This is a genomic window from Burkholderia sp. BCC0397 (assembly GCF_902832865.1).
Taxonomy (GTDB): domain Bacteria; phylum Pseudomonadota; class Gammaproteobacteria; order Burkholderiales; family Burkholderiaceae; genus Burkholderia.
Window position 1 is genome coordinate 435,559 of the sequence record NZ_CADFDL010000001.1, and the last position, 13,678, is coordinate 449,236.

General features: G+C 61.7%; 12 protein-coding genes, 1 tRNA gene and 1 pseudogene. All 14 read left to right on the forward strand.

Going from position 1 to position 13,678, the window contains the following annotated elements:
• Positions 1–2: 2 nt before the first annotated feature.
• The 14 genes and pseudogenes from dnaG (at position 3) to HWX03_RS02130 (ending at position 13,639) form a co-directional block, all read left to right on the forward strand.
• Positions 3–1,880 carry a DNA primase gene (gene dnaG, locus HWX03_RS02065; RefSeq protein WP_175870055.1) on the forward strand — a complete coding sequence of 626 codons (1,878 nt, stop codon included), beginning with the start codon at positions 3–5 and terminating at the stop codon, positions 1,878–1,880.
• Positions 1,881–1,968: 88 nt separating this feature from the next.
• Positions 1,969–4,386 carry an RNA polymerase sigma factor RpoD gene (gene rpoD, locus HWX03_RS02070; protein WP_175819153.1) on the forward strand — a complete coding sequence of 806 codons (2,418 nt, stop codon included), beginning with the start codon at positions 1,969–1,971 and terminating at the stop codon, positions 4,384–4,386.
• Positions 4,387–4,524: 138 nt separating this feature from the next.
• Positions 4,525–4,603: transfer RNA gene (locus tag HWX03_RS02075), tRNA-Ile, on the forward strand.
• A gap of 228 nt (positions 4,604–4,831) precedes the next feature.
• Positions 4,832–5,013 (forward strand): annotated as a pseudogene (locus tag HWX03_RS02080) (ISL3 family transposase); the annotation flags it as partial.
• Positions 5,014–5,585: 572 nt separating this feature from the next.
• Positions 5,586–6,794, forward strand: coding sequence for an FAD-dependent oxidoreductase (locus HWX03_RS02085; protein ID WP_175870056.1), 1,209 nt, complete (start codon positions 5,586–5,588; stop codon positions 6,792–6,794).
• A 32-nt stretch (positions 6,795–6,826) separates the two neighbouring features.
• Positions 6,827–8,128 carry an aromatic ring-hydroxylating dioxygenase subunit alpha gene (locus HWX03_RS02090; protein ID WP_175870057.1) on the forward strand — a complete coding sequence of 434 codons (1,302 nt, stop codon included), beginning with the start codon at positions 6,827–6,829 and terminating at the stop codon, positions 8,126–8,128.
• 10 nt (positions 8,129–8,138) lie between these two features.
• Positions 8,139–8,681 carry an aromatic-ring-hydroxylating dioxygenase subunit beta gene (locus HWX03_RS02095; RefSeq protein WP_175819160.1) on the forward strand — a complete coding sequence of 181 codons (543 nt, stop codon included), beginning with the start codon at positions 8,139–8,141 and terminating at the stop codon, positions 8,679–8,681.
• Between the two features lie 12 nt (positions 8,682–8,693).
• Positions 8,694–8,870 (forward strand): VOC family protein, encoded by a 177-nt coding sequence (locus HWX03_RS36805; protein WP_244132561.1) that lies wholly within the window; start codon positions 8,694–8,696, stop codon positions 8,868–8,870.
• 103 nt (positions 8,871–8,973) lie between these two features.
• Positions 8,974–10,278 (forward strand): aromatic ring-hydroxylating dioxygenase subunit alpha, encoded by a 1,305-nt coding sequence (locus HWX03_RS02105; protein ID WP_175870059.1) that lies wholly within the window; start codon positions 8,974–8,976, stop codon positions 10,276–10,278.
• A gap of 10 nt (positions 10,279–10,288) precedes the next feature.
• On the forward strand, positions 10,289–10,831 hold the full coding sequence (locus tag HWX03_RS02110) for an aromatic-ring-hydroxylating dioxygenase subunit beta (RefSeq protein ID WP_175870060.1): 543 nt from the start codon (positions 10,289–10,291) through the stop codon (positions 10,829–10,831).
• 12 nt (positions 10,832–10,843) lie between these two features.
• A complete protein-coding gene (locus HWX03_RS02115; protein WP_175819161.1) occupies positions 10,844–11,788 on the forward strand; it encodes a VOC family protein in 945 nt (314 codons plus the stop codon).
• Positions 11,789–11,793: 5 nt separating this feature from the next.
• A complete protein-coding gene (locus HWX03_RS02120; RefSeq protein WP_174431976.1) occupies positions 11,794–12,564 on the forward strand; it encodes an SDR family oxidoreductase in 771 nt (256 codons plus the stop codon).
• A 26-nt stretch (positions 12,565–12,590) separates the two neighbouring features.
• Entirely contained in the window at positions 12,591–12,908 is a 318-nt protein-coding gene (locus tag HWX03_RS02125) for a non-heme iron oxygenase ferredoxin subunit (RefSeq protein ID WP_244132562.1), read from the forward strand.
• Positions 12,905–13,639, forward strand: coding sequence for a class II aldolase/adducin family protein (locus HWX03_RS02130; protein WP_244132563.1), 735 nt, complete (start codon positions 12,905–12,907; stop codon positions 13,637–13,639). Before HWX03_RS02125 ends, HWX03_RS02130 begins: the two co-directional genes overlap by 4 nt.
• Positions 13,640–13,678 lie beyond the last annotated feature (39 nt).

A 13,678-nucleotide genomic window follows, 5' to 3' on the forward strand; every position in this document is an offset into this window, starting at 1 on the left:
CGGTGATTCCGCATTCGTTCCTGCAGGATTTGCTGAACCGCGTCGATATCGTCGACGTGGTGGGCCGGTACGTGCAGCTCAAGAAGGGCGGCGCCAATTTCATGGGGCTGTGCCCGTTCCATAACGAGAAGAGCCCGTCGTTTACCGTCAGCCCGACCAAGCAGTTCTATCACTGCTTCGGTTGCGGCGCGCACGGCACCGCGATCGGCTTCCTGATGGAACACGCGGGGCTCACGTTCCCGGAAGCCGTGCAGGAACTCGCGCAATCCGTCGGCCTGACCGTGCCGCACGAGCCGTCGATGCGCGGCGGCGGTGGGGGCGGAGGCGGGGGCGGCGACTATCCGGCGCCCGTGTCGAAATCGGTGGCGACCGCGCTGTCCGACGCGATGACGGCGGCGTGCGACTACTACCGCAAGCAGTTGCGCGGCGCGACCGTCGCGATCCAGTACCTGAAGAACCGGGGCCTGACCGGCGAGATCGCCGCACGCTTCGGTCTCGGCTATGCGCCGGACGGCTGGCAGAATCTCGAAGCCGCGTTCCCCGACTATCGCGACGAGTCGCTCGTCGAGTCGGGGCTCGTGATCGTCAGCGAGAAAACCGACGCGCAGGGCGTCGCGCGCCGCTACGACCGGTTCCGCGAGCGGATCATGTTCCCGATCCGCAACGTGAAGGGGCAGGTGATCGGTTTCGGCGGCCGCGTGCTCGGCAGCGGCGAACCGAAGTACCTGAATTCGCCGGAAACGCCGCTGTTCAACAAGGGCAGCGAGCTGTACGGGCTGTTCGAGGCGCGGCTCGCGATTCGCGAGCGCAAGTACGTGCTGGTCGTCGAAGGCTACATGGACGTCGTCGCGCTCGCGCAGCTCGGTTTTCCGAACGCGGTCGCGACGCTCGGCACCGCGTGCACGCCGATTCACGTGCAGAAGCTGCTGCGCCAGACCGACACGGTCATTTTCAGTTTCGACGGCGATTCGGCCGGGCGGCGCGCGGCCCGGCGCGCGCTCGAGGCATGTCTGCCGCATGCGGGCGACAACCGTACGATCCGGTTCCTTTTTCTGCCGACCGAGCACGATCCGGACAGCTACGTGCGCGAGTTCGGCGCGGACGCGTTCTCCGAGCAGGTCGAACGCGCGATGCCGCTGTCGCAATTTCTGTTGAACGAAGCGATTGCCGGCAAGGCGCTCGATCAGCCGGAAGGCCGCGCGAAGGCGCTGTTCGATGCGAAGCCGCTGTTGCAGGCGCTGCCCGCGAACGCATTGCGCGCGCAGATCATGCACATGTTCGCCGACCGCCTCGATATCCCGTTCGAAGAGGTCGCGGCGCTGTCGGACGTCGATACGCGCATCGCGGCGCCGCCGCGCCAGGCGCCCGCGCGCAGCGAGCGGCGCCGCGTGACGGACAGCGAAAAGCGCGCGTTGCGCACGCTGGTGATGCATCCGCGCGTCGCATCGCAGCTCGACGACGAACAGATTGCGACCCTGCGCGCGCTGCCGCGCATCGGCGAGCTGTTCGCGGAAGTCGTCGATCATGCGCGTGCGCTGGGCGACGGCGCGGAATTCCGGCTGCTGTCGGATGTCCTGAGGACGTCCTCGAACGGGGCGACTTACGAGGAAATCTTCCGCGAAATTCTGGACTATGATGAAAACGTCCGCGATTTGCTGTTACAGAATCCGGAAGACGAGACGGTGCCCGAGCGGCAGCGTGAGCAGGAGCGAATTGCGGGGGAGGAGCTGCAGGCTGCGGTGCTCAAGATGCGCTATGACGCCTGCTGCGACCGGCTGGACAGGCTGGCGCGGCAATCCACCTTCACTCCCGAGGAATTGGCTGAATTGACGGAATTGAACCAGCAGCGAACCGACATGAAGCGTCGGCTCGGGCTGTAGGCGGCCGGGGCGCTTAGAGAGGGCTCCCCAGCGTGCTATAATATAAGGTTTCCAGCGGTTTGTTTTCCAAGCAGAGGCGAGAATCGCGATGGCAAAGACGACAGGCGGAAAGAAAGCAACAGGCAAGGGCTCGACGGAGCCGACCAAGAAGGTCACAGCGGCCAAGTCTGCTTCTTCCACCAGGACAACGTCTTCAGCCACGTCAGCCCCTATGGGAAAGAAAACCGCGGCCGGCACTGCTCAGGCTGCGCCGGCACCGGCAGCCAGAACACGGGCTGCCGCCAGACCCGACTCCGGGCCGGCCAAGCCGGCGGCGAAGCGGGCAAGTGCGAAAAGCGCAAGGGACACGACTGCCGACGCGGACGAAACGGCAGTACGTACTACTCATGCACCCACGGTTCAACCGGCTGTCGTCCAGCAGCCGCGAGTCGATATAGCCGGTACGGCGAACTCCATGACCAAAAAGCTGAACGAAGTAACCGTCGAAGACGACGCAAATCAGAGCGACGAGCAGCCCGCAGTGGCGGCTGCACCGGGCAAATCCAAGGTGCGCGATCGTCGCGCCAAGGAAAAGGCGCTGCTGAAGGAAGCGTTCGCGACGAGCACGCCGGGCACGGCCGAGGAGCTCGAAGAGCGCCGCGTGAAACTGCGCGCGCTGATCAAGCTCGGCAAGGAGCGCGGCTTCCTCACGTACGCCGAAATCAACGACCACCTGCCGGACAACTTCACCGAGACCGAAGCCCTCGAGGGCATCATCGGCACGTTCAACGACATGGGCGTGGCGGTTTACGAGCAGGCGCCGGACGCGGAAACGCTGCTCCTGAACGACAACGCGCCCGCCGCGTCGTCGGACGATGAAGTCGAAGAGGAAGCGGAAGTCGCGCTGTCGACCGTCGATTCGGAATTCGGTCGTACGACCGATCCGGTCCGGATGTACATGCGCGAAATGGGCACCGTCGAGCTGCTCACGCGCGAAGGCGAAATCGAGATCGCGAAGCGGATCGAGGACGGCCTGCGCCACATGGTGATGGCCATCTCCGCGTGCCCGACGACGATCGCCGACATCCTCGCGATGGCCGAACGCGTCGCGAACGAAGAGATCCGCGTCGACGAGCTCGTCGACGGCCTGCTCGATCCGAATGCTTCGGACTCCGCCGATACGGACGGCTTCTCCGCGAAGGAAGCGGAAGCCATCGAGAACGAGGACGAGGAAGCCGAAGAGGAAGAGGAAGAAGAGGAAGAGGAGGAAGACGACGGTGCCGCGCAGGCATCGGCCAACGCCGCCCAACTCGAAGCCCTCAAGCGCGCGTCGCTCGAGAAGTTCTCGCAGATCAGCGAGTGGTTCGACAAGATGCGCCGCGCGTTCGAGAAGGAAGGCTACAAGTCGAAGGCCTACCTGAAGGCGCAGGAAACGATCCAGACCGAGCTGATGACGATCCGCTTCACCGCGCGTACCGTCGAACGCCTGTGCGACACGCTGCGTGCGCAGGTGGACGAAGTGCGCCAGGTCGAGCGTCAGATCCTGCACATCGTCGTCGACAAGTGCGGCATGCCGCGCTCGGAATTCATCGCGCGCTTCCCGGGCAGCGAGACGGATCTCGACTGGGCCGAGAAGATCACCGCGGAAGGCCATTCGTACAGCGCGGTGCTGTCGCGTAACGTCCCGGCGATCCGCGAACAGCAGCAGCGCCTGCTCGACCTGCAGGCGCGCGTCGTGCTGCCGCTGAAGGACCTGAAGGAAACCAACCGCCAGATGGCGGCAGGCGAACTGAAGGCACGTCAGGCGAAGCGCGAAATGACCGAGGCCAACCTGCGTCTCGTGATCTCGATCGCGAAGAAGTACACGAACCGCGGCCTGCAGTTCCTCGACCTGATCCAGGAAGGCAACATCGGCCTGATGAAGGCGGTGGACAAGTTCGAATACCGTCGCGGCTACAAGTTCTCGACCTATGCGACGTGGTGGATCCGTCAGGCCATCACGCGTTCGATCGCGGACCAGGCGCGCACGATCCGTATTCCGGTTCACATGATCGAGACGATCAACAAGATGAACCGCATCTCGCGGCAGATCCTGCAGGAAACCGGTCTCGAGCCGGATCCGGCCACGCTCGCCGAGAAGATGGAGATGCCGGAAGACAAGATCCGCAAGATCATGAAGATCGCGAAGGAGCCGATCTCGATGGAAACGCCGATCGGTGACGACGACGATTCCCATCTCGGCGACTTCATCGAGGACACCAACACGGTCGCGCCGGCGGATGCCGCGCTGCATGCCAGCATGCGCGACGTCGTGAAGGACGTGCTCGATTCGCTGACGCCGCGCGAGGCGAAGGTGCTGCGGATGCGTTTCGGTATCGAGATGAGCACCGATCACACGCTCGAGGAAGTCGGCAAGCAGTTCGACGTCACCCGCGAGCGGATCCGTCAGATCGAGGCCAAGGCGCTGCGCAAGCTGCGTCACCCGAGCCGTTCCGACAAGCTGAAGTCGTTCCTCGAAGGGAACTGATTTCCAGCGTCTTTGCCACGAACGCCGCCGGTATCCCCATGATGCCGGTGGCGTTTGTTCCCTTTGCCGTCTTTGTTGTTACAATGCCGGCCCGGCCTCGTTGCCGGGGCAGCGTGTAGCACGCTTTGCTTCTCGTCTGGGCCCCTAGCTCATGCTTGGTTAGAGCAGCGAACTCATAATTCGTTGGTGCCGGGTTCGACTCCCGGGGGGCCCACCAGATTCGCTTCCACGGTTGTCCGGGGAAGCCGCGAAACCCGCGATGCCGCACGGCGTCGCGGGTTTTTCTTTGGTTCATCGCAGGAATCCGTGGCACGTTTTCGAGCGATTGCATAATTCGACACCTGATTTTAAGGATCTCGGAGGAGGCAATTGCTCGATCGAAAGGCACCTCAGGCACTGGCTGCTGGACCGGCTATCGGTTAGAGCGGGTGGAATGGCCGCAACGAGAGCGATCGACACGATGCGCTTGCGAGCGCGCGTGGCCGAACCGGACGGGTCGACGCCCGCTATCTGGCGATGAACGAATTCGCGCTGAACAACGGCCATCGCTACGCCACGGTGGTGGTTGATCCGATTGGCCGGCAGGTGCTCCGGGTTGGCCCCGGACGCTCGCGCGAAACGGCTCGAATTCACCGACCAGCTCACGGTTGCAGTGGACTATCAGTGCGTCTTCTGGTCCGGCGCAATAAAAGATATCTGGTCGGGTTCACTCAGGACGCACCGGGCAAACGCTGAAGCTCGCGCTGCCGTTCGATTATCAGGACATCAACGTCTTTTCGATCGATGGTCAGTACCGCTACAGCGATAGCTGAACGTCGCCCTAACTTATGCATTTCCGAAGAGCTTTCCCAATGGGGGTCTTCCGGGCACGAGTGTACCGATCGAGGTTAGGCACTCGCAGATTGCCGCGTCGCTTGCATTCACGAAACGGTTCAGGCGCTTGTGTTGAAGATCGCGTGTCTTGATGACGAAGGATCCTGTCACGCCTGATGTGATGGGCGTAAGGCATAGGCACAATCCGGGGAAACGCTCACAGATGGGGCCTCTCGCCGATGTGCGCGGTGCTGCGGCGCAGCAGCGAAAGATGACCATATGAGTTGACAGGAACATGTAGCGGCACAACAATGCAAAAACAGACGGTCGAGTCTGTTTGTTTTTTTGAGAGGCGGCTTGGTCGGAATCAATCAACTGGAACGAGAATGGACGAAGGCATCAAGCGGATCGTGATCGCAGGCGCGGGCCAGGCCGGCGCGACGGTTGCATTTGGCCTGCGACGCGGCGGATTCGACGGCGAGATCGCGCTGGTGGGCGACGAGATGCATCTACCGTATGAGCGGCCCCAGTTGTCAAAGGAGGTGCTACAGCCGGACCGAACCGAACATCGATCGATCAGGACGCGGGCGGAGTTCGATGAACAACGAATCGAGCTGGTCCTGGGCCGTAAGGTCGCCGCCGTCGATGCGGATCGCCGGCAGATCCGGCTGGATGACGGGCGCCGGTTCGCATTTGACCGGTTGGTGATTGCCACGGGCGTCAGCCCGCGAAAATTGCCGGGAGGACCTCACGATCCCGGCAGGGTCCGCTATCTGCGCACGATCGAAGACGCCGGCAGCCTGCGCGCCGACTTGGAAGGGGGCGGGCACCTGGCGATTGTCGGCGGAGGTGTGATCGGTCTGGAGGTCGCGGCGGCTGCGCGGGCAAGGGGCTGCGAAGTCACGGTGATAGAGGCAGCCGACCGCCTGATGTCACGCAGCGTCGACGAAGCGGTGTCCCGTTTCCTCGACCGGACACATCGAGGCAATGGCGTCGATATCCGCTACGGGGTGTTCGTCACCGAACTGCTCGATGGCAGGCATTTGAAGTTGTCCGATGGCAGTACTGTCACGGCGTCTCACGTGCTGGTAGGCATCGGCGTAACGCCGAACGTGAATGGTTTCGAGGCGCTTGGAATTACCGACGCTGCCGGGATACGCGTCGATGTTTGCGGACAGACGGCCACGCAGGGGATTTTCGCCACGGGCGATATCGCGTCGCAGCCCAACGACACCGGGTTCGGGCGGATCGAGACCTGGGCGAATGCCCAGGATCATGCCGCGAACGTTGTCAGGAATCTGCTGGGTGAGCGGGTTCCTTATGAATCGCCGATGTGGTTCTGGTCCGACCAGGGCGCGACCAACCTTCAGGTGGTGGGCAACGCAACACGTGGCAGAAGGATCATCCGAGGCGATGAGCGCGGCGATGCCTTCAGCGTTTTCTGGCTGGACGAAGGGGACCGTGTCACCGGATGCGCGTCGATCAACCTCCCAAAGGACATGGCGGTCGCACGCCGCTGGGTAAAGCAGGGAAATCGGGTGGATCCACAGCAGCTCGGCGAGCCGGGCACGCCATTACGCAATTGTGCGCTCTGACAGAGTACGTTCAAGATCACGAGGATAAGACCATGGTGAGTGAGTCGAAGTTGGTGGAGGTCGACGAGAAGCACCTCCAGTTCCGGGTGTCCCGGGAAGCATTCGTCAGTGAGCAGATTCTGTTCAGCGAGTACGAAAAGATTTTTGACCGATGCTGGCTCTATGTCGGGCACGTGTCGGAGTTCAAAAAGCCCGGCGACTTCGTCACCCGTACGATCGCGCGTCGCAATCTGCTGGTGACCATGGGCACGGACAACAGGATCAATGCGTACTTCAACACGTGCCCGCACCGCGGTGCCACGGTCTGTCGAGATCGTTCCGGCAACGCGAAGAACTTCCAGTGTTTCTACCACGGCTGGGTGTTCGGTTGCGACGGCAACCTGAAGAGCCAGCCGGGCAAGGAGCGATATTGCGCGGATTTCATGGCGAGCGGCGCAGGCAACCTCGTCCCCGTGCCCAAGTTCGATATCTACGCCGGCTTCTGCTTCGTCAGCTTCAATGCGGACGTGGAGCCGCTGCCCGACTATCTGGCGGGTGCGAAGGAATACCTCGATCTGGTGTCGAAGTATTCGGAGAGCGGCATGGCGATTTCCAGCGGCACGCAGGAGTATGCGATTCGTGCGAACTGGAAGCTGCTGGTAGAAAACAGCGTGGATGGTTATCACGCCGTCAGCACTCACGCAACCTACCTCGATTATCTGAAGAACACCAACGGCAGTCTGTCGAGCACGAAGCTCGAAGGGACGAGCTATGACCTCGGCAACGGTCACGCGGTACTTGAGTACACCGCGCCGTGGGGGCGTCCGATTGCATCGTGGGTGCCGCTGTGGGGTGAGGATGGCAAAAAGGAGATTGACGGAATTCATGCGCGCCTCGTCGAACTGCACGGCGAGGAGATGGCCGAGCGCATGGCACACAAGAACCGCAATCTTTTGATTTTCCCGAATCTCGTCATCAACGACATCATGGCGATCACGGTGCGGACGTTTTATCCGCAGGCGCCCAATTACATGCTGGTCAACGGCTGGTCACTCGCGCCCAACGAAGAGTCCGACTGGGCGAAAAAATTCCGGCTCGGCAATTTCCTCGAGTTCCTCGGGCCGGGCGGGTTTGCCACGCCGGACGACGTCGAGGCGCTGGAGTCGTGTCAGAACGGATTCAACAATTATCGTCTCGTGCCGTGGAGCGATATTTCCAAGGGAATGGGCAAGGAGTCGACCAATTACGACGATGAGCTGCAAATGCGCGCGTTCTGGACGCGCTGGAACCAGTACATCAGCGCTCCGTCGTCGAAGTCGCAGATCCATCAAATCATGCCGGAAACTGCAGCTTGAGGACACGCACATGAACGCCGTTACGATCGAAAAGGAACCTGTGCGTATCCCGTCGTCCAGCGACTTCGCGGAATATGTGACGAGAGCCGAAGTCGAGGACCTGCTGTTTTACGAAGCGGAGTTGCTCGACATGTGGCAGCTCCACGACTGGCTGTCGCTGTTCACTGACGACGGCACGTACTATGTGCCGTCGGCCGACCTGCCGCGTACCGCTAGCGCGGACGACAGCCTGTTCTACATCGCGGACGATCCGGTCCGGTTGCGCGAACGCGTGATCCGACTGATGAAGAAAACCGCCCACTCGGAATACCCGCGATCTCGCACTCGGCATCTGGTCAGCAACGTCCGCATCCTCGGCGCCGGTCCAGACGAAATCAAGGTCGCCGCGGCGTTTGTGACCTACCGATTCAAATTCGGCAGCAGCGATGCGTATGTCGGGAGTACGCACTATCGCCTGCGGCGCATCGACGGCCACTTGCGGATCGCGGAAAAGCGCTGTTTCCTGGATCTCGAAGCGCTTCGTCCGCATGGGCGAGTGAGCATCATTCTCTGAGAAAGGCCGACTATGGATATCACGCTTCCTTTCCGCTACAAGAAACTCGGCTACGCCGCGATCAATGTCACCGACCTTGACCGCTCAATCGCGTTTTACACGGATTCCGATTGGACGAAGGCGATCGTGTCACCGGATGCGCGTCGGTCAATCTACCAAAGGATATGGCGGTCGCGCGCCGCTGGGTAAAGCAGGGAAATCGGGTGGATCCGCATCAGCTCGCCGAGCCGAGCACACCGTTACGCAATTGTGCGCTCTGAAAGCGTACGTTCAAGATCACGAGGATAAGACCATGGGCAATGAGTCGAAGTTGGTGGAAGTCGACGAAAAGCACCTCCAGTTCCGGGTGTCCCGGGAGGCATTCGTCAGTGAGCAGATTCTGTTCAGCGAGTACGAAAAGATTTTCGATCAATGCTGGCTTTATGTCGGGCACGTATCGGAGTTCAAAAAGCCCGGCGACTTCGTCACCCGTACGATAGCGCGCCGCAATCTGCTGGTGACCATGGGCACGGACAGCAGGATCAACGCGTTCTTCAACACGTGCCCGCACCGTGGCGCCACGGTCTGTCGAGATCGTTCCGGCAACGCGAAGAACTTCCAGTGCTTCTACCACGGCTGGGTGTTCGGTTGCGACGGCAACCTGAAAAGCCAGCCGGGCAAGGAGCGATATTGCGCGGATTTCATGGCGAGCGGCGCGGGCAACCTCGTCCCCGTGCCAAAGTTCGAAATCTATGCAGGCTTCTGTTTCGTCAGCTTCAATGTGGACGTGGAGCCGCTGCCCGACTATCTGGCGGGTGCGAAGGAATACCTCGATCTGGTATCGAAGTATTCGGAGAGCGGCATGGCGATTTCCAGCGGCACGCAGGAGTATGCGATTCGTGCGAACTGGAAGCTGATGGTGGAAAACAACGTGGACGGCTATCACGCCGTCAGTACTCACGCGACCTACCTCGACTATCTGAAGAACACCAACGGTAGTCTGTCGAGCACGAAGCTCGAAGGAACGAGCTATGACCTCGGCAACGGCCACGCGGTGCTTGAGTACACCGCGCCGTGGGGACGTCCGATTGCGTCGTGGGTGCCGCTGTGGGGTGAGGATGGCAAGAAGGAGATTGACGGAATATATGCGCGCCTCGTCGAACTGCACGGCGAGGAGATGGCCGAGCGCATGGCACACAAGAACCGCAATCTGCTGATTTTCCCGAATCTCATCATCAACGACATCATGGCGATCACGGTACGGACGTTTTATCCGCAGGCACCCAATTACATGCTGGTCAACGGCTGGTCACTCGCGCCCAACGAAGAGTCCGACTGGGCAAAAAAATTCCGGCTCAGCAGCTTCCTCGAGTTCCTCGGGCCGGGCGGATTCGGCACGCCGGACGACGTCGAGGCGCTGGAGTCATGTCAGAACGGATTCAACAATTATCGTCTCGTGCCGTGGAGCGATATTTCCAAGGGAATGGGCAAGGAGTCGACCAACTGCGAAGATGAGCTGCAAATGCGTGCGTTCTGGACGCGCTGGAACCAGTACATCAGCGCTGCGTCGTCGTCGAAGTCGAAAATCCACCAAATCATGCCGGAAACTGCAGCTTGAGGACACGCACATGAACGCCGTTACGATCGAAAAGGAACCTGTGCGTATCCCGTCGTCCAGCGACTTCGCGGAATATGTGACGAGAGCCGAAGTCGAGGACCTGCTGTTTTACGAAGCGGAGTTGCTCGACATGTGGCAGCTCCACGACTGGCTGTCGCTGTTCACTGACGACGGCACGTACTATGTGCCGTCGGCCGACCTGCCGCGTACCGCTAGCGCGGACGACAGCCTGTTCTACATCGCGGACGATGCGGTCCGGTTGCGCGAACGCGTGATCCGACTGATGAAGAAAACCGCCCACTCGGAATACCCGCGATCTCGCACTCGGCATCTGGTCAGCAATGTCCGCATCCTCGGCGCCGGTCCAGACGAAATCAAGGTCGCTGCGGCGTTTGTGACCTACCGATTCAAATTCGGCAGCAGCGATGCGTATGTCGGGAGTACGCACTATCGCCTGCGGCGCATCGACGGCCACTTGCGGATCGCGGAAAAGCGCTGTTTCCTGGATCTCGAAGCGCTTCGTCCGCATGGGCGAGTGAGCATCATTCTCTGAGAAAGGCCGACTATGGATATCACGCTTCCTTTCCGCTACAAGAAACTCGGCTACGCCGCAATTAATGTCACCGACCTCGACCGCTCGATCGCGTTCTACACGAATGTCGTCGGTCTCGAGCTGATGCAGCAGGTTGCCGGCGTCGCGTATCTGCGATGCAGTCGGGATCACCACAGCATTCTGCTTTGCGAGTCGGCGGAGCGCGGGCTCAAGCGCGTCGGTTTCGAGCTTGAGCAGGAAAGCGACGTGTGCGCGGCGTTCGACCATTTCGAGCGGCTCGATATGGCGCCGGTCTGGGTGTCGCAGGAAGAATCCCGACTGATGAAGCAGGGCTCGGGATTCCGCGTGCGGGAGCGCCATAGCGGGGTGCTGTTCGAGTTGTTTGTCGGCAACACACACATGAGCAAGCCATTCGTGCCGACGGTCGCGAAGATCATCCGCATTGGCCACGTGGTGATCGGTGCCGAGAATTTCGAAGCGAGCCGCGATTCGCTGGTGCGCGATTTCGGTTTCCGGATTTCGGATCTGATCGAGGATCGCATCGTGTTCATGCGTTGCCATCCGAATCCGTTTCACCACACGTTCGCGATCGGGCCGGCCAGCAGCAGTCATTTCCATCACGTGAATTTCATGGTGACGGATATCGACGACATCGGTAAGGCACTCTACAGAATCAAGGCGCACGATGTGAAGGTGGTCTTCGGCCCAGGCAGGCATCCGCCGTCCGACAGCATCTTCTTCTATTTCCTTGATCCGGACGGGATGACGGTGGAGTACAGCTTCGGCATGGAGGAATTCGCGGAACACGGCGCGCGGCCGGCGCGCTACATGGAACCCGTACCCGAATCGCTGGACGTTTGGGGCGCAGTGCCGGACAGTCAATTCGGCCGCAGCGGCCCGATCGAGCGCGACGGGAATGACGTGTCCATGCCGAAGATGCAGAAGGTAGTCGGTTAAGCGAAATGAAAAATAAACAGACCAGTCTGGATGATTGTGTGGCAGTAGTGACCGGCGGTGCGCATGGCATCGGCTTTGGCATTGTCGAGCGGCTGCTGCAGCTGGGTGCGAAGGTCATGGTGTCGGACCTCGACCGGGAAGGGCTGGAAGCCGGTCGCGAGCGTCTCGTGAAGTCGTTCGGCAACGCGGTTGCCGCGCATGCGGCGGATCTGTCGAAAGAGCGCGGCGCGCAGGCGCTGCACCGTGCCGCCACGAAGCGATTCGGGCCGGCGCAGATCCTCGTCAACTGTGCGGGCGGCGGCGTGATCCGCCCGTTCCTCGAGCACACGCCCGACACGCTGAAGGCGACCGTCGACAGAAACCTCTGGACGGTTATCTGGTGCAGCCGCGTATTTCTTCCGGACATGGTCGCCGCGAAGTACGGCCGGATCGTCAATATCGGTGCCGACTCGGTGCGAAACGGCCTTCCGGATCACGCGGGATACAACGCCGCGAAGGGCGGCATGCACGGACTGACGACGGGGCTGGCGCGCGAGTTTGCGTTGTACGGCATCACCGTGAACACGGTGGCGCCCTGTGCAGTGAATACGGACGTGTGGGTGAAGGTCAAGCAGTCGAACCCGGCGCTCGCCCAACGGTTTGTGGACGTGATTCCGATGGGGCGCGTGGGCGAGATCGACGAAGTGGCTTCGATGGTGGGCTATCTGACGTTGCCGGAGGCGGGGTTCGTCACCGGTCAGGTAATCAGTGTCAACGGCGGCAGCGCGATGTTGTGAGGATCGAGATGAACACAAGCACTGAAATGGTCGAACTGTGCGCGTCGGGTGACGTGGCTGACGGTGAAATCCGTCGCGGCATGTTGCCGTCGGGGCATGCGGTGGCGATCTATCGCGTCAATGGCGAATTCTACGTCACCGACGATATTTGCTCGCATGGGGAGGCGTCGTTGTCCGAAGACGGTTCGCTTGACGGATATGAAGTCGAATGCAGCTGGCATTTCGGCCGGTTCGACGTGCGTAGCGGCGCGCCGTGCGCGATGCCGTGCGAGCACGCGATTCGCATCTGGCCGGTGAAGATGGATGGCGACCGGGTCTTCGTCGACGCCGGAGCGCACGCATGATGAGCGGCGTCGATCTCACCGTCGTCCAGCGCCGCGTACGCGTGGCGGCAAGAGCGCTTGCGCGTCACGGTCTCGTACAGGCGTGGGGGCACTGTAGCGCGCGGATCGACGAGACGTCCTTCGTCGTTTGCGCGGCGCGACCGATGGGGTGTATCGACCCGGGCGAGCCGGGTATCGTCGTTCGAGTGGATGCACCGCTTCCGCAGGGCGTGCTCGGAGAGGTGCGCATTCATCAGCAGATCTACCGAATGCGTGCCGACGTCGGCGGTGTGTGCCGCGTGATGCCTCCGCATCTGGTGGCGCTGTCGACGCTGCGAATAGTGCCCAGCCCCCGGCACGGCGTCGGTGCATTCAATGCGGCGTGCCGATTCTGGGACGACCCGCGGCTGTTGCGCGACGATGCGCTGGCTGCGCAGCTGGCAGCCCATCTGGGCGATGCGCCCGCCGTCGTCATGCGGGCGAACGGCGCCGTCACCGTCGGGCCGAGTCTCGAACTGGCTGCGGGCTTCGCGTGGTGCCTGGAAGACGCGGCACGCATCGAGGCGCTCGTGCGCTCCGCCGCGGGCGAGCAGCGCGCGGCGTCGGCGTGCCTGACGCGTGACGAGATTGCGTCACGTCAGGTCAGTTCCGGAGCGGTGTTCGAACGGCTGTGGGAATACCTGACGGCAGGGGATCCGGAGGCCGCCGCGACGGAAGCCGAGTTTCCGCCACCCGCCTGGGGGACTGTGTGATGACGCCCGGAAATGGCAGGGCAGTGGAGCCGACGGCGC

Bases quoted from the DNA above. Each gene is read 5' to 3' on its own strand.
- rpoD (WP_175819153.1), top strand. From the start codon at position 1,969: ATGGCAAAGACGACAGGCGGAAAGAAAGCAACAGGCAAGGGCTCGACG.
- HWX03_RS02085 (WP_175870056.1), top strand. From the start codon at position 5,586: ATGGACGAAGGCATCAAGCGGATCGTGATCGCAGGCGCGGGCCAGGCC.
- HWX03_RS02090 (WP_175870057.1), top strand. From the start codon at position 6,827: ATGGTGAGTGAGTCGAAGTTGGTGGAGGTCGACGAGAAGCACCTCCAG.
- HWX03_RS02095 (WP_175819160.1), top strand. From the start codon at position 8,139: ATGAACGCCGTTACGATCGAAAAGGAACCTGTGCGTATCCCGTCGTCC.
- HWX03_RS36805 (WP_244132561.1), top strand. From the start codon at position 8,694: ATGGATATCACGCTTCCTTTCCGCTACAAGAAACTCGGCTACGCCGCG.
- HWX03_RS02105 (WP_175870059.1), top strand. From the start codon at position 8,974: ATGGGCAATGAGTCGAAGTTGGTGGAAGTCGACGAAAAGCACCTCCAG.
- HWX03_RS02110 (WP_175870060.1), top strand. From the start codon at position 10,289: ATGAACGCCGTTACGATCGAAAAGGAACCTGTGCGTATCCCGTCGTCC.
- HWX03_RS02115 (WP_175819161.1), top strand. From the start codon at position 10,844: ATGGATATCACGCTTCCTTTCCGCTACAAGAAACTCGGCTACGCCGCA.
- HWX03_RS02120 (WP_174431976.1), top strand. From the start codon at position 11,794: ATGAAAAATAAACAGACCAGTCTGGATGATTGTGTGGCAGTAGTGACC.
- HWX03_RS02125 (WP_244132562.1), top strand. From the start codon at position 12,591: ATGGTCGAACTGTGCGCGTCGGGTGACGTGGCTGACGGTGAAATCCGT.
- HWX03_RS02130 (WP_244132563.1), top strand. From the start codon at position 12,905: ATGATGAGCGGCGTCGATCTCACCGTCGTCCAGCGCCGCGTACGCGTG.